Below are 24,224 nucleotides of genomic sequence, written 5' to 3' on the forward strand. Positions count from 1 at the left end.
CACCCGAGCGGAGGATTCCGAAGGCGTCGAAATCCCCGACGGCGGCGTCACCGTCAAAACCAGCGTGACTCTCATCGGCACGGCCGCCGAGAACCAGAAGGTCGAGGTGTTTGATGGCACGACTTCAATGGGAGATGCCGAAGCCGACAACGGAAGGCGCTGGACCAAAAATGTCAGCGGCCTGACGCCCGGCGCTCACCTTTTCACTGCCCAGGCTTTGTACGGCTCGGGCGCGGTATCGAAGGACTGGACTTTGTACATCAGCGCGCTTCCATCCGGCCATGAAGACTTTTCGAATGGCATAACGCTCGACCTACGTTCTGCGGGAGACAGCTATACGTACTCAAGTGGACTCGAGATTTCAGTTCTGGAAACCAACAGGTCACCAAATAAGGCAATTTATAGTGCTGGTGACTCTTATTGTTCAATATACGAATACACGCACGGTAGATTCAAACTAACCAAGGGGCCTGCAAAATCAATAACAATAAAATTTTACTGGTTCATTGTGACAGCCTACGATTGTCTTAGAGTTTCTCATTATGATGCAGCTGGAAATTTAATACATTTCACGGATCATTACGCAAGCCCTGACACGAAATATATTTATCTTACAGGATCAACCATATCTTATTTTGACATTGAAGCACGTGGGAGTTTGCGCCTCATTGATATTGAATGGTCTTAGTGTTAAACGCGCCCTTCTCAACTGTTGAATAAAAGTGAATAAAAGGGGACGAAATAAAAGGGGACGCATTTATTTACCAGTTTCCACTATGAAAACCCGCACTTCCTTGCAATGGGGAGGGCGGGTTTTGTTGTTTCCGGGCCTACGGAAACACTCGTTGAAGAGTGTTTAAGGTTATGTCCGCGAAGCCACACAACCTTGCGCCTTTACCTACGCATCCGCCAGAATCCGCCGGCTTGTGCGCCTTGGGGGCGGGTTCTATTGTTTGGCGGTCGCTGAAAAGCAGCGATCGGGTTTAGCAGCCCGACTAATTTCAAGGCACGTTGGTGTCGCCATTGGTTTGTTATGGCGGCTGACGTGGGGCACTTCGGTGCGCCGGGATCCTTGAGCCTGGTCTGCTAACCCGCGTTCAGCCGCCACCCTCTTCGTTTAGCAGCGATGGATGACGGCTCCAGTTCTCAAGGAGTTTTATCATGATCAAACCCACGCCAAACCCGCCGGAAGTCGATTCGACTTCCCCCTACGAAACCCTCGATTCCAAGAAATTCCACGAAGCCGCCGAACGCGCCCTCGATCACTACCTCAATCCGCTGCTCCCCCGCAAACCGCTGCTCAAACCCAACACCCGCTACCTCATCGCCCCCGGCATCGACAGCGAAGAACTGCTGGCCGATGCCTGCGAAACCCTGACCTCGGCCAAGGTCATGGCCAATGACTTCGCCGGACTGGTGGACGGCCCGCAGCGGCATGTGCTGTTGGGGATTGCGCAACTGATCATGCTGGGGGAACTGGCGGTGAATCGGGTGCTGGATAATCTGGAGGTGAAGGCTGAGGCGCCCGCTATAGCCTGATCGTTTCCACTGATCGTTCCCACGTCGAGGCGTCGAACCATCCGCGTGGGAATACCTCATTGGACGCTCTGCGTCCGCTCTTTGGGACGCGGAGCGTCCCGGGCTGCATTCCCACGCAGAGCGTGGGAACGATCGACGGTGGTCTCAAAAAGAGAGCACACCCATCCAATTTCCCCCCGATCAATCGTTGCACCATGCCTGCAATGATTGATCAAGGATGGGCCCATGAACGCTGTACAACGCAATGACCAGGCGCAGAACCTCGGCCTGCTGTTCCTGCGGGTCACTGGCGGGTTGTTTCTGCTGTTCGTCCACGGCTTGCCCAAGCTGCTGGACTTCACCGCGCAGCTGCAACTGATCGAAGATCCGTTCCACCTCGGTGCCCACCTCACTTTGATTCTGGCGATCTTCGCCGAAGTCCTCTGTCCGCTACTGATCGTCGCCGGGGTGCTGGCGCGTCTGGCGTGCTTGCCTATTCTGTTTGTGTTGCTGGTGGCGCTGCTGCTTGTGCATCCGCAATGGAGTGTGGCCGAAGGGCAGTTTGGCTGGTTGCTGTTGATCCTGTTCACCACTGTTCTGATCGCCGGGCCCGGACGGCTGGCGCTCAATGTTCGTTTGCCCGGAGTACTCCGTTATGCCTGATGCCCAGACCCTGAAAAAACCGGGGCCCGAAGAAACCGTGACGCTGATCGTCAAGCACCGGGTCAAGGCCGGTTTTGAGCAGCCGTACGAAGCCTGGCTGCGCAATATCGTCAGTGTGGCGGGGCGCGAAGAAGGGCATCTGGGCGTGGATGTGATGCGCAGCCAGCAGGGCGGGCTCGCGCTGTTCACCTGCGTGCTGCGTTATTGCTCGACCGACGCGATGCAGCGCTGGCTCGATTCTCCGCAGCGTCAGAAGCTGATCGACGAAGCGGCACCGATGCTCGCCGACGGCGACCAGACCGAAGTCAATACCGCCAGCGAATTCTGGTTCACGCCGACCGACGAGGCCGGTTCGCCGCCACCGCGCTGGAAGCAGGCCGTGGTCACGCTGCTGGTCATCCTGCCGCACACCTTGCTGGTGCCGCTGATCTGGGGGCCGCTGCTGCAGCTCAATGCCTTCCTGTCCAACTACGTGGTCGCCACATTCCTGATCACCCTGACCATCGTGCTGTCGGTGGTCTACGTGTTCATGCCGCCCGTGACCCGTCTGTTCGCGCCGTGGCTGGAAGCCGGTCAGTCACACAAACACCTCGAATCCAATGCCAATCCGCCGCGCTGAAGTGGTGGGTCCGGGCTCCGTTTCACTTATCTCGAAGGAACTGCGATGAACGCCGATCTGATTCTGTTCAATGGCCAATTTCATACGGTAGACCGCGAAAAACCCCTCGCCAGCGCCGTGGCGATCAAGGACGGGCGCTTCGTCGCCGTCGGTAACGATGCCGAGGCGATGGCGCTCAAAGGTGCTGGCACTCAAGTGGTCGACCTCAAGGGCCGCTGCGTGATCCCCGGCCTCAACGACTCGCACTTGCACCTGATCCGTGGTGGCTTGAACTACAACCTCGAACTGCGCTGGGAAGGCGTACCGTCGCTGGCTGATGCGCTGCGCATGCTCAAGGATCAGGCCGACCGTACGCCGACCCCGCAATGGGTACGCGTGGTCGGCGGCTGGAACGAATTCCAGTTCGCTGAAAAACGCATGCCGACCCTTGAAGAGATCAACCAGGCGGCGCCGGACACCCCGGTGTTCATCTTGCACCTGTATGACCGCGCGCTGCTCAACCGCGCCGCGTTGCGCGTCGCCGGCTACACCCGCGACACGCCGAACCCGCCGGGCGGCGAGATCGTGCGCGATGCCAATGGCAACCCGACCGGCATGCTGGTGGCGCGGCCGAACGCGATGATTCTGTACTCGACGCTGGCCAAGGGGCCGAAGCTGCCACTGGAATATCAGGTCAACTCGACCCGTCAGTTCATGCGCGAACTCAATCGCCTCGGCCTGACCAGCGCCATCGATGCCGGCGGCGGTTTCCAGAACTACCCGGACGATTATCAGGTGATCGAGCAACTGGCCAAAGACGACCAGTTGACCGTGCGCATCGCCTACAACCTGTTCACCCAGAAGCCCAAGGAAGAACTGACCGATTTCCAGAACTGGACCGGCAGCGTCAAGTTGCATCAGGGCGACGACTTCCTGCGTCACAACGGCGCCGGCGAAATGCTGGTGTTCTCGGCGGCGGACTTCGAAGACTTCCTCGAACCGCGCCCGGACCTGCCGCAGACCATGGAACAGGAGCTGGAGCCGGTGGTGCGCCACCTGGTCGAACAACGCTGGCCGTTCCGTCTGCACGCGACCTACAACGAATCGATCAGCCGCATGCTGGATGTGTTCGAGAAGGTCAACCGCGACATTCCGTTCAACGGCTTGCCATGGTTCTTCGACCACGCCGAAACCATCACCCCGCAGAACATCGAGCGGGTGAAAGCGTTGGGCGGCGGCATCGCGATTCAGGATCGCATGGCGTTCCAGGGCGAATACTTCGTTGACCGTTATGGCAAACAAGCCGCCGAAGCCACGCCGCCGATCAAGCGCATGCTTGCCGAAGGCGTGCCGGTCGGCGCGGGCACCGATGCCACGCGGGTGTCGAGCTACAACCCGTGGACTTCGCTGTACTGGATGGTCAGCGGTCGCACCGTCGGCGGTCTGGCGCTGTACGAAGAAGGTCTGCCACGCAGCACCGCGCTGGAACTGTTCACCCATGGCAGCGCCTGGTTCTCGTCCGAGCAGGGCAAGAAGGGCCAGATCAAGGTCGGGCAACTGGCGGATCTGGCAGCGTTGAGCGCGGACTTCTTCAGTGTCGAGGAAGAAGCGATCAAGTGGATCGAGTCGGTGCTGACCGTGGTCGGCGGCAAGATCGTTTATTCCGCCGGCGACTTCGAAGACCTCGGCCCGCGTGCCTTGCCGGTGCTGCCGGACTGGTCGCCAGTGGTGAAAGTCCCGGGCCACTGGCGCCCGAATTCGCCATTGCAGGCCCAGGTCCACCAATGCAGCGGCCCGTGCGCGGTGCATACCCACAGCCATGAAAAAGCGCGGATGTCGAATGCACCGGTCAGCGATTTTGCCGGTTTCTGGGGCGCGTTCGGTTGCTCCTGCTTCGCTTTCTGATTCCGTAAACGGCGCCGGTCTTCGTGGCCGGCGCTTGCCGCATCACCCATCCCCGAGGAGTTTCACATGAGCAACGTTCCTTACAAACGCCTGAACAAAGACGACGCCGTGGTCCTGCTGGTCGACCACCAGACCGGTCTGATCTCGCTGGTGCAGGATTTTTCGCCGAACGAGTTCAAGAACAACGTGCTGGCGCTGGGTGACATCGCCAAGTTCTTCAACCTGCCGACCATCCTCACCACCAGTTTCGACAGCGGCCCGAACGGCCCGATCGTGCCTGAACTGAAAGAGCAATTCCCGGACGCGCCGTTCATCGCCCGCCCTGGCCAGATCAACGCCTGGGACAACGAAGACTTCGTCAAGGCCATCAAGGCCACCGGCCGCAAGCAACTGATCATCGCCGGTGTGGTGACTGACGTGTGCGTGGCGTTCCCGACTCTGTCGGCCATCGCTGAAGGTTTTGAAGTGTTTGTGGTGACTGACGCTTCCGGCACTTTCAACACCACTGTGCAGCAAGCTGCTTGGGCGCGTATGTCCGCTGCCGGTGCACACCTGCTGAACTGGTTCGCCGTGGCTTGCGAGCTGCAAGTCGACTGGCGCAACGACATGGAAGGCCTGGCGAATCTGCTGTCCCAGCGTCTGCCGAACTACCGCAACCTGATCAACAGCTATACCAAGTTCACTGCCAAGTAAGCTTGTAACGAAGAGGCCCGCCAAAGTGGCGGGCCTCTTTTTGTCTTCTGAAAAGGGCTCAGCGTTTTTGCAACCAGCCCAGGAATCCACCTTTCTTCACTGGCGCAGGCTTGGCCATCAACGCCAACCGGCTATTCTGCTGCCGTACCGCCTGCAGTTTATTCAACGCCCGACCCACTTCACTGCGCTGCTCCATGCACTGGCGAGTCAGGTTCTTGTCGAGGCGATAAATGATCGAGGACGTCAGCGCCGTAAACGTCGCCTGCGAGGGCGTATCCGCGAGGATGCTCTGTTCACCCATGACCTCACTTGGCCCCATACGCCCGGCCTCGGTGAATCCGTTGCCGTCGGGCACGCTGGCGCTGACCACGCCGGTAGCGATCACGAACAGACTGTCCGGGACTTCCTCCAGATTGAGCACCACCTGCCCGGCGCTGTACTGCTGCGCGACCATCGATTCGGCAAGACGATCGCGTTCCTCATGGCTCAGCGAGCGGAAGATTTTCACTTCATCGAGCAACGCGCGAGCGCGGCTCGAAGGTTCGATCACGCCGTCGGGGTGGCGCGAAATACCGGCCGCTTCGAGGTGGCGGTGGGCGAGGTCGAACAGTTGATTGCGCACGTCGCTTTTCTTGCCCAGTTCGGCGATGAATCCGCTGGCCACGTACTCGGACATTTCTTCGCCGGCCTCTTTCAGCACCGCTTTCGGTGCAGGCGACAGCAACAGACTGCTGCTGCCCTGCAGCGTGCGGTCGAGGGCGTCGAGTACCCGGCGCGGGCGGATGTGGTTCGGCACCTTGATGCTGATCGACACGCCGTGCAGGTTGTTCGGGCGGCTGAGGTTGACGATCTTGGCCTTGGCCGCCACCGAGTTCGGCACCACGGCCAGGGTGCCGGTGCTGGTCAGCAGGTGCGTGGCGCGCCAGTTGATGTCGAGCACTTTGCCTTCGACGCCGTCGATGACCACCAGATCATCCACCTGATACGGCTTGGTGGTGTTGAGCACGATGCCGGAAAACACGTCGGCCAAGGTGCTTTGCAGCGCCAGACCGATGACGATCGCCACCACGCCGGAGGTCGCGAGCAGACCTTTGACCGGCAGATCCAGCACATAACCGGCTGCCGCGACGATGGCCGCCAGAAACACCAGCGCACCGATCACGTCCTGCAACAGACGGCCGCTGTGGCCGATGCGGCGCATCAGGATCAGGCCGATGACTTCGGTGAGCACCCGCGCGGCGTACAACCACCAGAGAATCCCCAGGGCCGTCGCCCCGAGTTGCGCCACCGGATCATCGGCGAACATGGGCACCTGCAACGGGCTGACGCCGGCGTTGATGACCAGTGCGTTGAAGGCCAGAAACAGCACCAGTCGCACAGCGACCCGTTGCGCGCGATGCTTGAACGGCGCGAGGTGCCAGATCAGCGCGTCGAGCACCAGCAGCAGGGCACTCCAGGACAGCAGATGGGCAGAAAATAGGCTCATGAGGTGAACTCCGGCGGGCACAAAAGAAAACGCCACACCCGAAGGTGTGGCGAGGGTTGCACTCAGTTCAGGTGGGTCTTGAGTTCTGCCGCTGCCTGGCGCACGGCGGCTTTCACCTCGGGGATGCCGTTCAGCGGGTTGAGCAGGCCGAAGTCGTGAATCATCCCGTTGTAACGCACCGAGGTCACCGGCACACCCGCCGCGTCGAGGTGGCGGGCGTAGCCTTCGCCTTCGTCACGCAACACGTCGAACTCGGCGGTCTGCACCAGCGCGGCGGGCAGGCCCTTGAGCTGTTCGGCGCTGGCGTTGAGTGGCGAGGCATGGATCTGCGCGCGCTCGGCCGGGTTGGTGGTGTAGTTGTCCCAGAACCACTGCATCATGCCTTTGGTCAGGAAGTGGCCCTCGGCGAATTGCTGGTACGAGCCGTTATCGAACCCGGCGTTGGTCACCGGCCACATCAGCAGCTGGAAGCGCAGGGCCGGGGTTTTCTGCTCCTTGGCCATCAACGCCACGACCGCCGCCATGTTGCCGCCGACGCTGTTACCGGCCACCGCCAGACGCTTGCCGTCGACCCCGATGTCCTTGCCGTGCTCGGCCACCCATTTGGTTGCCGCGTAAGCCTGATTGATCGCAGTCGGGTACTGCGCTTCCGGCGACGGCGTGTAATCGACATACACCGCAACCGCGCCAGAGCCCACCACCAGATCACGGATCAAGCGTTGGTGCGTCGGGAAGTCCCCCAGCACCCAGCCGCCACCGTGGAAGAACATGAACACCGGCAGCTCGCCCTTGACCTTGGCCGGACGCACCACTTTCAGGTTGATCGTCTGGCCATCGACCTTGATCGCCTTGTCGCTGACTTCAACGCCGGACAGGTCAACCTTCACCGAAGCCTGGGCACCGGTCAGCACCGCACGGGCGTCTTTCGGGCTCAGTTGCTCCAGCGGTTTGCCACCACCGGCGGCGAGGGCATCGAGGAACGCCTGGGTGTTGTGTTCGACGCCAGTGTTCTGGGCGGCGAATGCGTTGCCGATGGACAGGGCGAGGAGGGAAGCGGCGAGGGTTTTCTTGATGTTCATGTGTAATTCCTTTTTAAGTCGTTTGAGTTTTTGTATGCCTTGGGATCGGGCTGCTGTGGCGCTGGGCTTCAGGCCTCAGCAACACCGTGAGCACAGATTAATGAGGTGCCGGAAAGTGAAAAAGCGGCTATAAAGCGTTTAACTGTCAACCAGAGAGTGACAATGAACCCGTTCGAAGACATGCGTATTTTTTGCCAGGTGATGGACTCCGGCAGCTTCACGGCGGCGGCCGATCAATTGGGCCTGTCCAAGCAGTTCGTCAGCCGTCGGTTGATGCAGCTGGAAGAACGCCTCGGCGTGCGATTGCTCAACCGCTCGACCCGGCGCCTGGACGTGACGCCGCTGGGCCAGAGTTATTACGAGTCGGCGCTGCGCTTGCTCGGCGAAGTGGAATCGGTGGAGCAGAGCATCGCCGGGCAGACCGCCGAGCCGCGCGGGGCGATTCGCGTGAGCGCACCGCTGTCGTTTGCACTGGCGCATTTGGGCTGCCTGCTGCCGCCGTTTCTGCAGCGTTATTGCGAGGTCACGGTGGAAGTGGACCTGAGTGATCGGCCGGTGGATCTGCTGGGCGAGGGTTACGATCTGGCGCTGCGTATCGGTGTGCTGGAAGACTCGACCTTGATCGCCCGCCGCATCGCGTCAATCGAGCGGGTTTACTGCGCCAGTCCGGAGTATTTGGCCGAGCGCGGTACGCCGGTCAAACCGGAAGATCTGCTCGGCCACGACTGCCTGCCTTACGGCCACGGGCGTTCGGTGCAGTGGCGGTTCAACGCGGGGCAGGGCAAGCCGCTGCTGGTGAATGTCACCGGGCGGATGCGCGTCAACAACGGTGAATTGCTGCGGGATGCGGCGGTGGCGGGGATGGGGATTACCTATCTGCCGACGTTCATTGTCGGCGCGGCGCTGAAGGATGGGCGGCTGGTGCCGGTGCTGGACGAGTTTCGCCCGGAGCCGCTGACGCTGTCGGCGGTGTATCCGCAGCATCGCCAGGCGTCGCGGCCGGTGCAGGCGTTGATCGAGTTTTTGCGTGAGCGGCTGGATAAGGCACAAGCGATTTTGTAGCCGCTCAAAGATTCAGTAGCCGATAACTGTGGGAGCGAGCTTGCTCCGGGCGGCGTTCCGACGAAAGCTCTCTGTCTGCCAGCGAAGAGGTTGTGTGTGCCGACGCCTTCGCGAGCAAGCTCGCTCCCACAGGTGGTGTGTTTCAACGTGAGTCAGTTGGCCCGCTTGTCATCGCCAGGTTCACCGCCGACATGTACGCCGCGATCATCACCGGGTTCGCCCGCCGCATGCTGGCCCCGGTCATCGCCGACTTCACCGGCACGGTGCACGCCATGGTCATCGCCGACTTCGCCCGCGCGATGCACACCGTGGTCATCGCCGGGTTCCGAATGCTTTCCGCTGCGACCCGATGACGCCGTGTTGCCGGAATGGCCCGAACCGTGGTCACTGCCGCTGTGGCCACTGTTGCCTCCGCCACCGCCACCACTGCCACTGTTGCCACCACTGCCGCTGCCGCCGTGACCACCACCATTGCCACCGCCGCCACCTCCATTACCGCCACCACCGCCTCCGCTGCCACCTCCGCCGTTACCGCCTCCACCACCGCCGTGTCCACCGCCGCCGCCACCGCCACTACCTCCACCACCGCCGCCACCGCTACCCCCTTCCTTGGCCTGAACACTCGACATCCCGGACAGGTTGTCCGGAATCAGTACGGTAGACGCCGACAGGACTGCGCCGATGGCCATTGCGAGCACTAGCTTTTTAATGTGCATATCGTTCTCCGTCTTTGTTGTCTTGATTGGGAACGTGGATGTGCCTTGTTTTTGCGTGTGATCCGACCCGTTCCCGAGGTCAGTGGATACTCGAAGCCAGTTCGAAGATCGGGATGTACATCAGGATCACGATCACCCCGATCAACAGGCCGATGAATGTCATGAGAAGCGGTTCGAACAAACGCACGAACCACTCGATCCAGCGGCTGATTTCCTCATCGTAGAAATCGGCGCTGCGTTCCATCATTTGCCCGAGGTTGCCGGACTGTTCGCCGGCGCGCAGCAGGCGCAGGGACACGGGTGTCACCAGACGGTTGAGCTCAAGGGCAGTGGACAACGACTGCCCCTCGCGCACCCGCTCGCAGGCCTGATCCAGGCGTGCTCGCGAGGCCACGGTGAGCAGGCCGCGCACCATGCCCATGGCCGTCACCAGCGGAATCCCGCCTTGCAGCAGAATCCCCAGCGACCGGTAAAACCGCGCCAGCTCATACATGAAAATTCGCTGGTGCACGGCGGGCAGTTTCTCCACCAGCCGATCCAGCCCACGGCGAAACGCCGGTTGTTTCTGCAGCACGGCGAAGGCGATGACGATTGTCGCCAACAGGCCGAAAAACTCACCCTGATGGGCGTGCAGAAACATGCCGCTGCTCATCAGGATCTGCGACAGCCACGGCAGGTTCGAGCCCAGCCCTTCGAACACCAGGCTGAAGCGCGGCACCACGTAGCCCATCAAAAACAGCACCACGCCACCGCCGACCACCAGCAACAACAGCGGGTAGATCGAGGCGCTGACGATCTTCTGCCGCACCTCGTCCATGCGCTGGCGATAGCTCACGTAGCGGCCCAGCGCATCGCCGACCGCACCGGTCTTCTCGCTGGACTGTACCAACGCCACGTACAACGGCGGGAAAACCGCCGACAACTGGCCCAGTGCCTGGGAGAAGGATTTGCCCTCGTACAGCAGCCGCACCAGCTCGCTCAAGGTTTTGCGGGCGGCGGGGGCGGTTTCTTTTTCGGCCAGGCTTTCCAGTGCATCAATCAGCGGCAGACCGGCGTTGAGCAGGGTGGTCAGTTCCTGGCTGAACAGCACCAGGTTGAAGGTTTCACGTTTGCTCAGACGCAACGAGCGCCAGTGACGCTCGGCGTGCAGGCTGACCACGCGCAAGCCTTGATCTTCGGCGATGCGCCGCGCTTCGCTCTGGCCGGGCGCCTCGACGCTCAGCGACACCACCCCGGCCTTGCCCACTGCCTTCAAATGAAAACGCATGCGCTGTGCTCCGCTCATTGCCAGTTGGTGACTTCGGCGTTTTCGCCTTCGCCGCCGGGCTGGCCGTCCTTGCCCATCGAGAGCAGGTCGTACTCGGCGTTTTCGCCGGGATAGCGGTAGGTGTAGTTACGCCCCCACGGATCCTGCGGCAGTTTTTTCTGCAAGTACGGGCCGGTCCATTTGGCTTCGTCGCTCGGTGCGGTCACCAGCGCCTGCAAGCCTTGTTCGGTGGAGGGGTAGTGGCCGACTTCCAGCCGATACAGATCCAGCGCCTTGCTCAGGCCTTCGATCTGCGCCTTGGCGACCTTCACTTCGGAACGCCCCAGCTGGGCGAAATATTTGGGCGCGACGATCCCGGCCAGCAGGCCAAGCACCACCAGCACCACGAGCAATTCGAGCAGGGTGAAACCGCGTTGGGCATGCGGACGAAAATGCAGCTTCATGATGACCTCCCGTGAGTGGCAGCCGTGTCGCCACAGGGGCTTATGCAATTGCCATGCTCAGCCCCCGATAAATTCGGCTGTCGGGCTGTAGCCCTTGTATTACGGGCTCTTCAAGATTCGGCACAGTGCTTGCGTAGGGCTGGATGACGACGGGTCAGTGGGGCATTTCCCCCAATTTTTCGGGGCCTGTCAGGGGAGGCCCAATGATCCATTCATTCACTGCAGGACTGCTCGGCTGCGTGCTGTCAGTCGGTGTCGCGCAAGCCGATGTCTTCGTATCCGTGGACGCCAAGGGCAGCTACGTGCTGTCCAACGTCCACCGTCCCGGACGCACTTACGAGCGGGTGATCCGCGAAGCCGATGCGCCGCTGGTCAGCCTTGACCGGCAACCACAATTGATCGCCAACCAGCCCTATGCCGAGCTGGTGTCAGCGGCGGCCAGCGCCAATCAGCTGCCTGAAGCCTTGCTGCACGCGGTGATCAAGTCCGAATCCAATTACAACCCCGGCGCCACCTCGCCCAAGGGGGCCGGCGGACTGATGCAATTGATGCCCGACACCGCCCGCGAGCTGGGGGTGAAAGACGTCTACGACCCCAAGGCCAACATCCAGGGCGGGGCCAAATACCTCAAGCGCCTGATGACCCTGTTCGACAACGACATCGCCCTGGCCGTGGCGGCTTACAACGCCGGGCCTGACGCGGTGCTCAGCCGCGGCCGGGTGATCCCGCCGTTCGCCGAAACCCAACGTTATGTACCCAGCGTCTTGCGCCAGTACCGGCGTCTGCAAGGGCTGGCAGTGGACGCGCCGTTGTAGGTCCGGACACGGATTTTCCCCACTTTCGGGGCAAATCCGAGGGGCCGGAAAAGTGGGGAAACGGGTGGGGAATATCCCCCGGATTCTCAAATGGCTTGTGTAACTGATTGAGATGGAAAGCAATTTTTTGTGGCATGCGGATTGCTCCAAGGGGTTTATCGAGAATCGTTCCCTGTGAGCACCCACTACGAGGTTTCCGATCATGGTTGGCATTCACCACGCACCGTCCCTGTTGAACTGGCTGCTGTTGCTGGTCTCGATGCTCAGTGTCGAACTGGCCAGCGCCACCGTGCGCTGTGAGCGCAATCTGGTGGCCAATGTCGTCGCCTTCGATCAACCGCTGATGTTCAACCGCCTCGGTGCGCAGAATGCCAACGGGATGATGTACGCGCTGCGCCGCGATGTGGTGGATGAGCATGACGTTTCGCTGGCCAATGGCGGCAGCGCGGTGCCGGGCAAAGTCTCGCTGCGGCCGGACAAGCGCCCGCGGCCGCTGGTGCTGCGGGTGGCCGCCGGTGATTGCCTGACGATCAACCTGCAGAACCTGCTCGATTATCAGGCCAACCCGAACAAGCATTTCGAAGGCCCTGAAGGCGAAGAAGGCGAGGAGGGCACCGAGAACGCCAACGGCGCCGATGCTTTCAAAGTCGACGAGCAGGTCGCCGACCGCCATGTCGGTTTCCAGGTCAACGGCCTGCAAGCGGTGAACAGCATCGACGACATTTCCTCCTATACCGGGCGTAACGCCAATACCCTGGTGCCGCCGGGGGCGAGCCGTTCGTATGTGCTGTACGCCGAGCGCGAAGGAGCGTTTGCCGTCAGCAGTCGCGGCGCGACATTCGGTGGCGAGGGCGCGGCCGGGAATACCGCCAATGGTCTGTTCGGCCAGGTCGTGGTGGTGCCGAAGTCGGGCCGCACCTATCGCAATACTCTTACTGAAGAAGAAATGCGTCTGGCCACCACCGGTCGCACACCGGCCGGTCAACCCATCGTCGATTACCAGGCTCGCTACCCGCAGCGCGAACCATGGCTGCGCGAAGGCAAGGCTGGTACGCCGATCATCAGCATGGTCGACGGCAACGAAATCATCTCCAGCGAAAGCGATGCGATTGTCATGGGCAGCAATGCCGATGGCAGTTTTGCGCCCAGCACCTATCCGTTGGAATCGATGGGCAAACGCAACCCGGCGATCCCCAACCGCCTCGAACCATTTCGCGATTTCGCCTCGCAGTTCCAGGATGAAACTGCCGCCACCCAGGCATTCCCCGCCTACTGGGCCGACCCGGTCATGGCCCACGTGCTGGAGCCGACCCGTGACTCGTTCATGATCAACTACGGTTCCGGCGGCATGGGCGCTGAAGTGGTCGCCAACCGTCTCGGCGTGGGGCCGATGCACGATTGCCTGTCCTGCGCCTACGAAGAATTCTTCCTCAGCTCGCACACCGTCGGTGATGTGGCGATGCTGGTGGATGTGCCGGCCAACACCGGGCTCGAGAACATCGCCCCCGGCCAGACACCCAGCGCCGATCAGGTCGGCGTCAAGGCCACCATGGCCCTTTATCCGTCGGAGCCGTCGAACGTCAACCACAGCTACATCGGTGACTTCGTCAAATTCCGCAACACCCACAACGGCCACGAGCAGCACATCTTCCACCTGCACGGTCACCAGTGGCTGTTCAACCCCAATGATGACAACTCCGATTATGTCGATGCCCAAGGCATAGGTCCGGGCGCCGGCTATACCTACGAAATCGCCAACGGCGGCTCCGGCAACCGCAACCGGGTGGCCGGCGATGCGATCTATCACTGTCACTTCTATCCGCATTTCGCTCAGGGCATGTGGTCGATGTGGCGGGTCCACGATGTGTTCGAAGAAGGCACCCGGCTTGAAGTGTCGCAACAGGGCGCCGATGGTTATCACAGCGAACCTTACGCACTGCGCAGCGGTAAACCGGCCGCCGGTGCCCGCGCCTTGCCGGATGGCGAGATCATTGCCGGCACGCCGATTCCGGCCGTCGTGCCGCTGCCCGGCAAAGCCATGGCCCCGATGCCGGGCAAAGTGGTGGTCGTGCCGAAAATCGGTGAAACCCTGGTTGCCGGCCACGATGACGACGATGAGGAAGAAGAGGGCGATGACGATGGCGAACACCATGGCGGCAACGGCGGATCGCAAGCCATCGGTTCCCTGGCATTGGTCGATCGCAGCGAAGCCAACCGCAACGCCGACGGCAGCCTGAAAAACCCCGGCTATCCATTCTGGATCGGCGGCATGGAAAGTTCGGTGGGTCAGCGTCCGCCAACCCCACCGCTGGACATGCTCGACGCCGCCACCGCGCAATCGTTGAAAGCCAGCGGCAAGGCGCTGTGGGCCAACCTCGACCCGAACCAGTCCGGCGGCTGGGATGGCGGCTTGCAGCGGCACGCCCTCGACGGAGTGGCGGCCGGAGGCGAGGCGCACACCGTGACCACTTCGCTGGACTTCTCCAAGGAAGTCACCCGCGCCAAACCGATTTACCTGCCCGAAGAGGGCACGGAAGTGGAACAGGCCGCGATGGTGTTCCACGCGAAAAAGGACCACCCAAGCTTTGCCTTGCTGCCCGGCAATCAAATCGTGGCCAAGGCCTTCCGCACCAACGGCGCCTTGCCGATGGCCGGCGCGCCGTACTACGAACCGTGCATGGACGACCGGCAAAAACGCCTGACCAGCAGCGCCGGCAGCGGTGAATTCGCCAGCGGCGACCGGCTGGACGGCATGTCCTTCGTCGGCGCCTCGACCTTCACCGCCGACCGGCCACGGATCTACAAGGCCGCCAACATCCAGTTCGATGCGGTCTACAACAAGGTCGGTTATCACTTCCCGCAAGCCCGGATTCTGGCGCTGTGGGAAGACGCCTGGCCGGTAATCACCAAACAGCGTCCGCCAGAGCCGCTGGTGATGCGCATGAACACCTTCGACTGCGTGCAATACCAGCAAACCAATCTGGTGCCCGCCACCTACGAGATGGACGACTATCAGGTGCGCACCCCGACCGACGTGATCGGCCAGCACATCCACCTGCCGAAGTGGGACCTGACGTCCGCCGACGGTTCCTCCAACGGCTGGAACTACGAGGACGGCGTGCTCTCCCCAGGCGCTGTTCAGGAACGCATTCACGCGATCCGCGAGTTCAACCAGTGCGAGGGCAGCGACCCGCGCGACGGCACCCAGGCGTGCCCGAAAGCCAAGGCGCATCCATTCTTCGGCCAGTTCGGGCGCAGCGACTGGATGGGCGCACGCACGGCCATGCAACGCTGGTTCGTCGATCCGGTGGTCAACGCCAAGGGCGTGGACCGGGGGCTGGGCACGATCTTCACCCACGACCACCTCGGCCCATCGACTCACCAGCAGATCGGGCTGTATGCCACGGTGCTGGCGGAGCCGGCCGGTTCCACCTGGTTCCACGCCGAAACCGGCGAGCCTCTGTACAGCGGCGCGCGCCAGGACGGCGGGCCGACCTCGTGGCAGGCGGTGATCAACACCGGCGACCTCGACGGCGACGGCAAGAACGACAGCTTCCGTGAGTTCTTCCTCGAATACAGCGACTTCCAGCACGCCTATGAAGCCGGTGTGTACGTGGGCGCCGGCCCTAACGGCGTGCCTGATCCGCAAGCGTTTCCGGCCACCGCCGACAGCTTCCGCTACGCGATCAACCCGCCGGTGCGCAGCAACGCCAGCTCCTTGCTCGAGGGCGTGCTGGAAATGCAGGGCGGTCAGGTGCCGGGCTGCCCGAGTCGGCCTTGCCCGCAAGCGATCTCCGTGGATGATCCGGGCATGTTCGTCGTCAACTATCGCAACGAGCCGCTGGCCCTGCGGGTCTACGACCCGAACAAGGTCGGCCCGGACGGCAAGCGCGGCATGCAGGCCGACGGCCTCGGCGGCGATCTGGCGTACGCCATGCAAAGCCGTACCGACCGGGCGATCCCGGCGATGAACCTGGCGCCGAATCTGGTGACGGCTGCCACCGGCCCGACCGGCGGCACCACGCTGTTCCCGCCGCACATCAACAAGGGCGGCAGCGAGCCGGGCGATCCGTTCACCCCGATGCTGCGTACCTACACCGGCGACAACGTGCGTCTGCGGGTCCATGCCGGCGGCCACGAGGAAGAGCACAACGTCACCCTGCACGGCGTGAAATGGCTGCAGAGCGGTTCCGGTTTCGGCAACAGCTCCAACTCTGGCTGGCGCGCCTCGCAGATGATCGGCATCTCTGAACAGATGGGCTTCATCGCACCCGTGTCGATGCTGTCCAGTTCCGCCGCGACCACCGGTGACTATCTGTACTCGATGGACGCTTCGATCGAAGGCTACTGGAGCGGGATCTGGGGCGTGATGCGCAACTACACGGCCAAACGCAATGACCTGTTCGCCATCCCCAACAACCCGAACCCGGCCGGCATGCGCAACACCGTGGCGTTTGAAGGCAGCTGCCCACGGATCAGCGCCAACCCCAACGGCATCGGCACCCGGCCGACGGTGCAGCGCAACTATGAAGTGGTCGCCGCGCTGGCCAACGACATCCTCGGCAATTCGCTGGGCCTGAGCATCGGCGATTCGGCCGGGCTCGGTCAGCATGTCGGCGGGCCGCTGAATCCGGCGGGCGGCACCCTGGTGCTGAACTCGCGCACGGTGAGCATCCCGCAAGTGACCGTGACTGATCCGGAGGACGGCGAGACCATCACCATCGGTGGCCAGAGCGGGCCGCTGCATGATCCGACGGCGATCCTGTACGTGCGCAAATCCGACCTCGATCCGGTCAGCGGCAAGCTCAAACCCGGCATTCCGGTCGAACCGCTGGTACTGCGCGCAGCGGCGGGGGACTGCATCAACATCACCCTGGAAAACCGTCTGCCGAGCGTGATGCCGGACCTGACCCAGACCGCGGTGATGCAAGGCATCGTCAAGCGCGACCGCAACAGCGGCCTGGGCTCGACCACTTTCAGCAACAACCTGATGCGGCCGTCCAGCCACGTGGGGCTGCACGCCCAACTGCTGGCCTACGACATCACCAAATCCGACGGTGCCAACGTCGGCGCCAACCCGATCCAGACCGTGCCGCCACGGGTTGGCAGCAGCGGCGCCTACCCGACCCGTACCTATCAGTACTACGCCGGGCACCTGGAGCGTGAAGGCAAACCGGTGACTCAACTGGGGCGCAGTGTCGACAACATCAACGCCACGGCCGTGGAATTCGGTGGCTTGAACATCACCCCGGCGGATGTGATCAAGCAACCGCAAAAAGGTCTGGGGGGTGCGATGAGCATCCTGCCGATCGGCGCGACCTGGGTCGACGATGCGCGCAAGGTCAACGCCACGGTCACCGCACCGGGGCAGACGACTTACCGCGACTTCGCGATGGTCTGGCACAAGGCGCTGAACACGCGCTGGGCCAATGGCCGGCCAGTCGAAGGCATCGCTGCCGAGGGCTTCGGCGTGCCGACCGATCCGCAGGACAACTCGAGCATGGCCATCAACTACAAGACCGAGCCGCTGTGGTATCGCTTCGGCCTCGCTCCGGATGCGCCGTTCGGCCATGCCGATGGCGCCGGTTACGGCGACATGACCAACGCGCACATGGCCTACAGCAATGCGCTGGTGGGGGGCGATCCGCAGACGCCGGTGCTGTATGCCAAACCGGGGCAGCCGTTGCGTACGCACATCCTGATGCCGAGCGGCGGCAGTCGCGGCACGACGTTCCAGCTCGACGGACATGTCTGGTCGCTCAACCCGTTCCAGGCCGAGAAGAGCGACACCGGTGGCTACCCGATGGGCACGCCGGGTGTGGGCTCGGTGCGCTTCGGCTACAACCCGATGTCGATGTACATCGGCGCTCACGAGAGCGTTCTGCCGGCGGCGCACTTCAGCTTCATGATCCCGAGCGCCGGGGGCAGCAACGCGATACCGGGGGACTACCTGTTCCGCGATTACGCCGCCTACGGCAATACCTCGGGGCTGTGGGGATTGCTGCGGGTGACCAATGAGCCGGAGCCGGCGCCGCCTGCTCAGTAGCTGGAATGCGATGGATCGGTGGATGCAAAAACTGTGGGAGCGAGCTTGCTCGCGAATGAAAGCAACTCGGTTTCGAGGGGTGAGGCGTCTGACGCCTTCGTCGGAACGCCGCCCGGACCAAGCTCGCTCCCACAGGGCGGTGGTGTTTCGGACAATGTGTCAGGGGAGAGCGACATGAACAGGATCATCAACATTATCGGCATCTGCCTGCTGGCGATGGCCGGCGCGCTGCTGACGCTGAGCGAGATAGCCCTGGCGCAAACCGGCGCCGGGCAGGTGCTGACCCGCGACGGCGTATCGATCGCCTTCAACCTGAAGCCGCTGGCCAGCGACGGCCAGTTGCGTGAGGGCGAGTTCGCCGACGTGCAGTTTCGCGTCACCGACGGCGCGTCCGGCCAGCCGTTGTCCGGTGTGGCGCCGGGGGCGTGGATCGATCCGCAAACCGTTGCCGCCGATCAGGCCCAGGGCCGCGATCAGAGCTGCAAGTCGCGGGTCGGCACGTTCCTCAAATCCAACATCGGCGCGCGGCCATTGCTCGATCTCAACAGCTATTTCCTGTTGGTGATGAACCGCGATGCCAGCGTTTCGGTGGTCGATCCCTCTGTCTCGGTCGGCGGCATCACCAGCACGCTCGCGCGGATCGAACTCAAGCAATCGCCGATGGATTGGGTCACGCCCAAGGACAACAAAAAGGTCTTCGTGTCGATGCCGGCGGCGGGAGAAGTGGCGGTGATCGACAGCGAGCAGTTCAAGGTCATCGACTCGGTGGCCGCCGGCAGCCAGCCAGTGCGAGTCGCGCTGCAACCGGACGAGCGCCTGCTGTGGGTCGGCAACAACGCGAGCAAGGCTGAAGCGTCAGGCGTCACGGTGATCGACACCCAGAGCCTCAAACCGCTGAAACACCTGGCGACCGGTCGCGGCCACCACGAAATCACCTTCAGCAAGGACAGCCGTTTCGCCTTCGTCAGCAACCGCGACGACGGCACCCTCAGCGTCATCGACATCGCCAGCCTGAGCCTGCTGCAACAGGTGCAAACCGGCTCCAGCCCGCTGTCGGTGGCGTACTCGCCGCTGTCCGGCGCGGTGTACGTGGCCGATGGCAAGGACGGCACCGTCACCGTGATCGACAGCAACAGCCGCGCCGTGCGGCGGGTAATCAAGCTGCAACAGGGCCTCGGCCCGATGGGTTTCAGCGCCGACGGCCGTTTTGGCGTGGTGCTGAACACGGTGGAGAACCGCGCCACGGTGATCGACGCGGCCAACGATTCGGCGATCCATGACCTGGAGGTTTCAGCCGAACCCTATCAAGTGGTGTTCACCCAGGCCTATGCCTACGTGCGCGGACTGGCCTCGCCGAAAGTCACCATGATCAACCTGTCTTCGCTGGGCGACGGGCGTCAGCCGATTACTCAAGGTTTTGAAGCCGGGCCGCAGCCGCCACGGCTGGCCGGGGATCTGCCGCTGGCGTCGAGCCTCGCGGTATCGCGCGATGACAACGCGGTGTTCGTGGTCAACCCGGTGGACAACACCACCTATTTCTACGCCGAAGGCATGAACGCGCCGATGTCCGGTTACCCCAACCGGGGTCAGATCGCCCGTGCCGCGCTGGTGATCGACCGCAGCCTGCGCGAGGTGTCGCCGGGGCTCTACAGCGCACGGGTCAAGCTGCCGGCGGCGGGGCGCTTCGACGTGGCGTTCCTGCTTAACCAGCCAAACATCATTCATTGCTTCACCGCGCAGATAGCGTCCGACGGCGCGCCTGAAAAACATCTGGGCCTGCCCAAAGTCGAGTTCCTGCTGGACAAGACCGCCGTGGCCCTCAACGACCCGTACGTGGTGCGTTTTCGCATCGTCCAGGGCAAACAGAAGATCCAGCGCAGCGGCGTGACCGACGTGCAGTTGCGCTACTTCCTCGCGCCGACCTCGCGCCCCCGCGAAGTGGCGGCACAGGAAGTCGCCGACGGCGTGTACGAAGCGCCGGTGACCCTCGACCGCAGCGGCGCCTGGTACCTGCATGTGCGCGCGGCCTCGCTGGGCGCCGGTTTCGACGACAAGACATTTGCCAGTGTCCGGGTGCTGCCCGGCCAGACCCAGTGACGAGGTAACGACCATGAACCGATTTGCATCCCGTGGCCTGCTGACCCTGTGCCTGTTGACCGTCGGTATCCAGCAGGCCAGCGCCCACTCGGCGGACGAGCATGCCGGGCACACGGCCCCAGCCGCCAACAGCCAGCAGCACGCCCAGGTCAAATTCGCCGACGTGCCGCTGCTCGACCAGAACGGCAAGACCGTGCACCTGGAGCAGGATCTGGTGCACAACAAGATTGTCGTCATGAGTTTCATCTACACCAGCTGCACGACGGTGTGCCCGGTGGTCTCGTCGATCATGGGCAAGGTGCAGAAACAGCTCGGTGCCCGGGTCGGCACCGAAGTGCAACTGGTGTCGATCAGCATCGACCCGCAGCGCGATGACCCGAAACGTTTGCAGGATTACGCCCGCACCTTCCAGAAAGGCCCGGGCTGGAGCTGGCTCACCGGTTCGCCGCAATCGATCACCGCCACCCTCAAGGGCCTCGGCAGTTTCAGCGGCGACTTCAAGAATCACCAGCCGCTGATCCTCGTCGGTGACGGCAACAGCCGCCACTGGACGCGCTATTACGGTTTCACCGACCCGGTATTGCTGGCCAGGGAAGTCGAGAAACTCAGCGGCCTGCGCACCCACGCCAAACACACCGCGATTGCCATGGAGCAACAACCATGAGAACCCTGGACTGGATCACCCTGACGCTGTGTTTCTGGATTTTCAGCGCCATGGCCCTGGCCCACGAAGGCCACGAACAACCTGCACCGACAACGGCCAGCGCTGCGCCGGCACCGGCCAAAGGCACCCACGACGCGAAAACCTGGTTCACCGACACGCCGCTGCTGGATCAGAACGGTGACGTCCAGCGTTTCTACAGCGACGCGCTGCACAACCGCGTGGTGCTGCTCAACGTGATCTTCACCCGTTGCAATGACGCCTGCCCGCTGATCACCCGCAAGCTCAAGGAAGTCCGCGAGCTGCTGGGCGACAAGGCCGACGGCATCACCTTCATTTCCCTTACCAGTGATCCGCTGCGCGACACGCCGGCGGTGCTCAAGGCTTACACCTTGAAGCAGGGTGCCGATGACCCTCACTGGCTTTTCCTCACCGGCGACAAGGCGCAGATGGACCTGGTGCTGGGCCGCATCGGGCAGATCGTGCCGACGCCCGAGCAGCACTCGACCCAGTTGATCGTCGGCGATGTCGCCAACAAACGCTGGAGCAAAATCCGTCCCGACGCCCCGGCCGCCGCCATTGCCCAGCGCTTGCAGCTGCTGACAATGCCCGTGGCCGGCCGCTGAGTCCGCGCCATGAACCTCGGCCGCGTCCTCGCCCTGATCCTGCTCGCTGGCGTCAGCCTCGGCGCGGCCGCGTTGCCGCTGACCGATGAAGAAAGCGCCGGCAAGCGCCTGTACCGCGAAGGTTTGTCCGCCAGCGGCGAACCGATCATGGCGCGGGTCGGCGCGGCGGATGTGTTGCTGCCGGCCACCAGCCTGCCGTGCGCCAACTGCCACGGCGCCGACGGTCTCGGTCGGCCCGAAGGCGGGGTGCGTCCGCCGGAACTCAACTGGTCGCGGCTGACCAGCGTCCACGGTCAGCAGCAAATCAATGGCCGCCATTACCCGGCTTACACCGAGAGCAGTCTGGCGCAGGTGATCCAGCAGGGCCGCGACCCCGGCAACAATCGCCTCGACCCGAGCATGCCGCGCTTTCTGCTGTCGATGAAGGATCAGCGCAACCTCACCGCGTACCTCAAACGCCTGGCCGATGACCGCGATCCGGGGCTTGATGACCAGACCTTGCACCTGGGCACCTTGCTGCCCAGCCAGGGGCCGCTGGCCGAGGAGGGCGCAACCATCGCGGCGGTGCTCAACGGCAGCGTGGCGCGGATCAATCAGGCCGGCGGGATTCACGGCCGGCAGTTGCGCCTGACCGTGGCCGATCCCGGCCCGGATCGCGCGAGTGCTGAACGGGCCCTGCAACGGCTGATCGAGGAGGAGAAAGTTTTCGCCCTGATCGCACCGCTGGCCCCGGCACTGGACAGCGAACTGGCGCCGCGCCTGGAACAGTCCGGCGTGCCGTTGATCGGGGCCATGTCGCTGCTCGGTCCGGTGCAGGCCAGCCCGCAGATTTTCGAACCGCTGCCGGGATTGCGCGAGCAGCTGATCGCGCTGGCCGACTACGCCACCGCCAGCCTGCGAGTGCTGCAAGGGCCGACGCTGATTGCCTATCCCGATGATCCGGCGCAAGTGCTGGCGGCACAGACCCTCGGTCGTTATCTGCAGGAACACGGCTGGCAAAAAGTCCATCTGCAGGCTTACGACCCGGCGGCGGACAGCTTGCCGCTGGGCTCACGCTCGGTGTTTTACCTGGGCAGCGGTGGTGGTTTCAGTCGGCTGGCGACCGGATTGCAGAATGCCGGGCAGGTGCCTTATCTGTTTGCCGCATCGAGCCAGGTGGCGGGGGATCTGCTGCAAGTGCCGGAGGGATTTTCCCGGCGAGTGTTTCTGGCGTATCCGTTCGTGCCCAGCGACTGGACCCAGGCCGGGCGCATGGCGCTGACGCTGTTGCGCGAACATCAGGGCCTCGGCGCCCAGCACGCGGTGCTGCAAGTCGGCGCTTACGCCTCGATGCTGTTGTTCAGCGAAGGCATGAAGCAAGCCGGCCGCGACGCCAGCCGCGAAAAACTGGTGGCGGCGCTCGAAGGCCTGCACGACTTCGACACCGGCCTGACCCCGCGCCTGAGCTTCGGCCCCGGCCGACGATCGGGCCTGAGCGGGGCGCACGTGGTCACCGTTGACTTGCCCGACCAGCGTTTTTACCTGGTCGCTCCCTACAAACCGATTATTGCCACGCCCTGACCGGAGGCCCTGATCATGAAGCTCAAAACCCTGTGTTTGCTGCTGACAGGCTGGTTGTCGGTGGCGCTGGCGAACGATGAACCGGTGGCCGCCCGGGTCAACGGCGAGGCGATTTCCGGGTTTCGCCTGGAACGCTATTTCGCCGAGTACCTGGAAGATCAAGGCCGCGCGGTGGCGAGCATCCGCAACCCGAAGGCCTATAAACAACTGCGGCAGGCCGCGCTGGATGCGTTGATCGACAAGGAACTGCTCTGGCAGGAATCGCGCAAGCGCGGGGTCAGGATCGATGAGCAAACGGTGCGCGATCAGGTCGAGCAGACCCGTACCGCGATCGGTGGCACCGATAAATTCCTCCAGCGTTTGCAAGACGCCGGTTTCGACGAGACCTCGTTCACCGAGTACACCCACCGCGAACTGGCGGCGCAGCGGATGTTCGCCGAGCTGACCCGGGTCCAGGCCCCGGACGAGCAAACGGTGCGGGCTTTCTTTGAAGAACACCGCGCTGAAATGGGCGCGCCGGAGCAGGTGCAGGCCCGGCACATTCTGATCAAGGTTGCCGGCGATGCCGACGCCGCCACGGTTGAAGCGGCGCGGCTACGCTTGATGCAAATGCGGGCGGCTATCGCTGAGGGGCAAACCTTTGCTAGCGTCGCCCAATCGGGATCGGAAGATGTCACCGCCCGCCAGGGCGGGGACCTGGGGTATTTCGCCCGTGGGCAAATGGTGCCGGCCTTCGAAACGGCGGCGTTTGCCCTCAAGCCTGGCGAAGTCAGCGAGGCGGTGCGTACACCGTTCGGCTGGCATTTGATCTTTGTCGAGAACCACAAGGAGGCGGCCGATGTCCCAGAGGAGCAAGGGCTGGAAACAGTCAGGGCGTACCTCGCCCGACAGCAACAGACCCAGGCTCGTCGTCAGGTGCTCGCGCAGTTGCGGGCAGAGAACAGGATCGAACGAATTGACGACGACTGAAGGTTCCCCCCCAAAAGTGG

18 protein-coding genes and 1 pseudogene are annotated in these 24,224 nt (G+C 62.9%); 14 read left to right on the forward strand and 5 right to left on the reverse strand.

Annotated features, from left to right (window positions below; translation table 11 throughout):
* From CAF79_RS29160 to ycaC, 6 genes and pseudogenes are all read left to right on the forward strand, one after another.
* Positions 1-688: pseudogene (locus CAF79_RS29160) on the forward strand (hypothetical protein); the annotation flags it as partial.
* A 473-nt stretch (positions 689-1,161) separates the two neighbouring features.
* Positions 1,162-1,539, forward strand: a complete 378-nt coding sequence (locus tag CAF79_RS15925; protein ID WP_085698569.1) for a DUF6124 family protein — start codon at positions 1,162-1,164, stop codon at positions 1,537-1,539.
* A 225-nt stretch (positions 1,540-1,764) separates the two neighbouring features.
* Positions 1,765-2,181, forward strand: coding sequence for a DoxX family protein (locus CAF79_RS15930; protein WP_085698570.1), 417 nt, complete (start codon positions 1,765-1,767; stop codon positions 2,179-2,181).
* On the forward strand, positions 2,174-2,800 hold the full coding sequence (locus CAF79_RS15935) for an antibiotic biosynthesis monooxygenase (RefSeq protein WP_085698571.1): 627 nt from the start codon (positions 2,174-2,176) through the stop codon (positions 2,798-2,800). The genes CAF79_RS15930 and CAF79_RS15935 overlap by 8 nt, the downstream gene beginning before the upstream one ends.
* Positions 2,801-2,845: 45 nt before the next feature.
* Positions 2,846-4,684, forward strand: a complete 1,839-nt coding sequence (locus CAF79_RS15940; protein WP_085698572.1) for an amidohydrolase — start codon at positions 2,846-2,848, stop codon at positions 4,682-4,684.
* Between the two features lie 66 nt (positions 4,685-4,750).
* Entirely contained in the window at positions 4,751-5,377 is a 627-nt protein-coding gene (gene ycaC / locus CAF79_RS15945) for an isochorismate family cysteine hydrolase YcaC (protein ID WP_040068711.1), read from the forward strand.
* 58 nt (positions 5,378-5,435) lie between these two features.
* Here the strand turns inward: ycaC and CAF79_RS15950 are convergent, their stop codons facing one another.
* Together CAF79_RS15950 and CAF79_RS15955 are read right to left on the reverse strand one after the other, a co-directional pair.
* On the reverse strand, positions 5,436-6,863 hold the full coding sequence (locus CAF79_RS15950; protein WP_085698573.1) for a mechanosensitive ion channel family protein: 1,428 nt from the start codon (positions 6,861-6,863) through the stop codon (positions 5,436-5,438).
* A gap of 62 nt (positions 6,864-6,925) precedes the next feature.
* Positions 6,926-7,942, reverse strand: a complete 1,017-nt coding sequence (locus tag CAF79_RS15955) for an alpha/beta hydrolase (protein WP_085698574.1) — start codon at positions 7,940-7,942, stop codon at positions 6,926-6,928.
* A gap of 162 nt (positions 7,943-8,104) precedes the next feature.
* Between CAF79_RS15955 and CAF79_RS15960 the strand changes: the two genes are divergently transcribed.
* The gene (locus CAF79_RS15960) at positions 8,105-9,004 is read left to right on the forward strand and encodes a LysR family transcriptional regulator (protein WP_085698575.1); all 900 of its coding nucleotides are present in this window, start codon (positions 8,105-8,107) and stop codon (positions 9,002-9,004) included.
* Positions 9,005-9,156: 152 nt separating this feature from the next.
* Here CAF79_RS15960 and CAF79_RS29290 read toward each other — a convergent pair whose 3' ends face one another.
* The 3 genes from CAF79_RS29290 to gspG all read right to left on the reverse strand — a co-directional run bounded on the left by CAF79_RS29290 (position 9,157) and on the right by gspG (position 11,430).
* Positions 9,157-9,720 (reverse strand): hypothetical protein, encoded by a 564-nt coding sequence (locus CAF79_RS29290; protein WP_085698576.1) that lies wholly within the window; start codon positions 9,718-9,720, stop codon positions 9,157-9,159.
* Between the two features lie 79 nt (positions 9,721-9,799).
* A complete protein-coding gene (locus CAF79_RS15970; protein WP_085698577.1) occupies positions 9,800-10,987 on the reverse strand; it encodes a type II secretion system F family protein in 1,188 nt (395 codons plus the stop codon).
* A gap of 14 nt (positions 10,988-11,001) precedes the next feature.
* Entirely contained in the window at positions 11,002-11,430 is a 429-nt protein-coding gene (gspG, locus tag CAF79_RS15975; RefSeq protein WP_085698578.1) for a type II secretion system major pseudopilin GspG, read from the reverse strand.
* A gap of 203 nt (positions 11,431-11,633) precedes the next feature.
* Here gspG and CAF79_RS15980 point away from each other — a divergent pair, with 203 nt between their 5' ends.
* The 7 genes from CAF79_RS15980 to CAF79_RS16010 all read left to right on the forward strand — a co-directional run bounded on the left by CAF79_RS15980 (position 11,634) and on the right by CAF79_RS16010 (position 24,204).
* Complete coding sequence (locus tag CAF79_RS15980) at positions 11,634-12,245, forward strand: lytic transglycosylase domain-containing protein (RefSeq protein WP_085698579.1); 612 nt, start codon at positions 11,634-11,636, stop codon at positions 12,243-12,245.
* A gap of 202 nt (positions 12,246-12,447) precedes the next feature.
* Entirely contained in the window at positions 12,448-18,291 is a 5,844-nt protein-coding gene (gene mnxG, locus CAF79_RS15985) for a manganese-oxidizing multicopper oxidase MnxG (protein WP_085698580.1), read from the forward strand.
* Between the two features lie 174 nt (positions 18,292-18,465).
* Positions 18,466-20,388 (forward strand): YncE family protein, encoded by a 1,923-nt coding sequence (locus tag CAF79_RS15990; RefSeq protein WP_085698581.1) that lies wholly within the window; start codon positions 18,466-18,468, stop codon positions 20,386-20,388.
* 13 nt (positions 20,389-20,401) lie between these two features.
* On the forward strand, positions 20,402-21,052 hold the full coding sequence (locus CAF79_RS15995) for an SCO family protein (RefSeq protein ID WP_085698582.1): 651 nt from the start codon (positions 20,402-20,404) through the stop codon (positions 21,050-21,052).
* Positions 21,049-21,675: an SCO family protein gene (locus tag CAF79_RS16000; protein WP_085698583.1), complete on the forward strand. Its 627-nt coding sequence runs from the start codon at positions 21,049-21,051 to the stop codon at positions 21,673-21,675. The genes CAF79_RS15995 and CAF79_RS16000 overlap by 4 nt, the downstream gene beginning before the upstream one ends.
* 9 nt (positions 21,676-21,684) lie before the next feature.
* Positions 21,685-23,235, forward strand: a complete 1,551-nt coding sequence (locus CAF79_RS16005) for an ABC transporter substrate-binding protein (protein ID WP_085698584.1) — start codon at positions 21,685-21,687, stop codon at positions 23,233-23,235.
* Positions 23,236-23,250: 15 nt separating this feature from the next.
* Positions 23,251-24,204, forward strand: a complete 954-nt coding sequence (locus CAF79_RS16010; RefSeq protein WP_085698585.1) for a peptidylprolyl isomerase — start codon at positions 23,251-23,253, stop codon at positions 24,202-24,204.
* Positions 24,205-24,224 lie beyond the last annotated feature (20 nt).

The sequence above is a fragment of the Pseudomonas sp. B26(2017) genome (genome assembly GCF_002113045.1).
In the GTDB taxonomy this organism is placed as follows: domain Bacteria; phylum Pseudomonadota; class Gammaproteobacteria; order Pseudomonadales; family Pseudomonadaceae; genus Aquipseudomonas.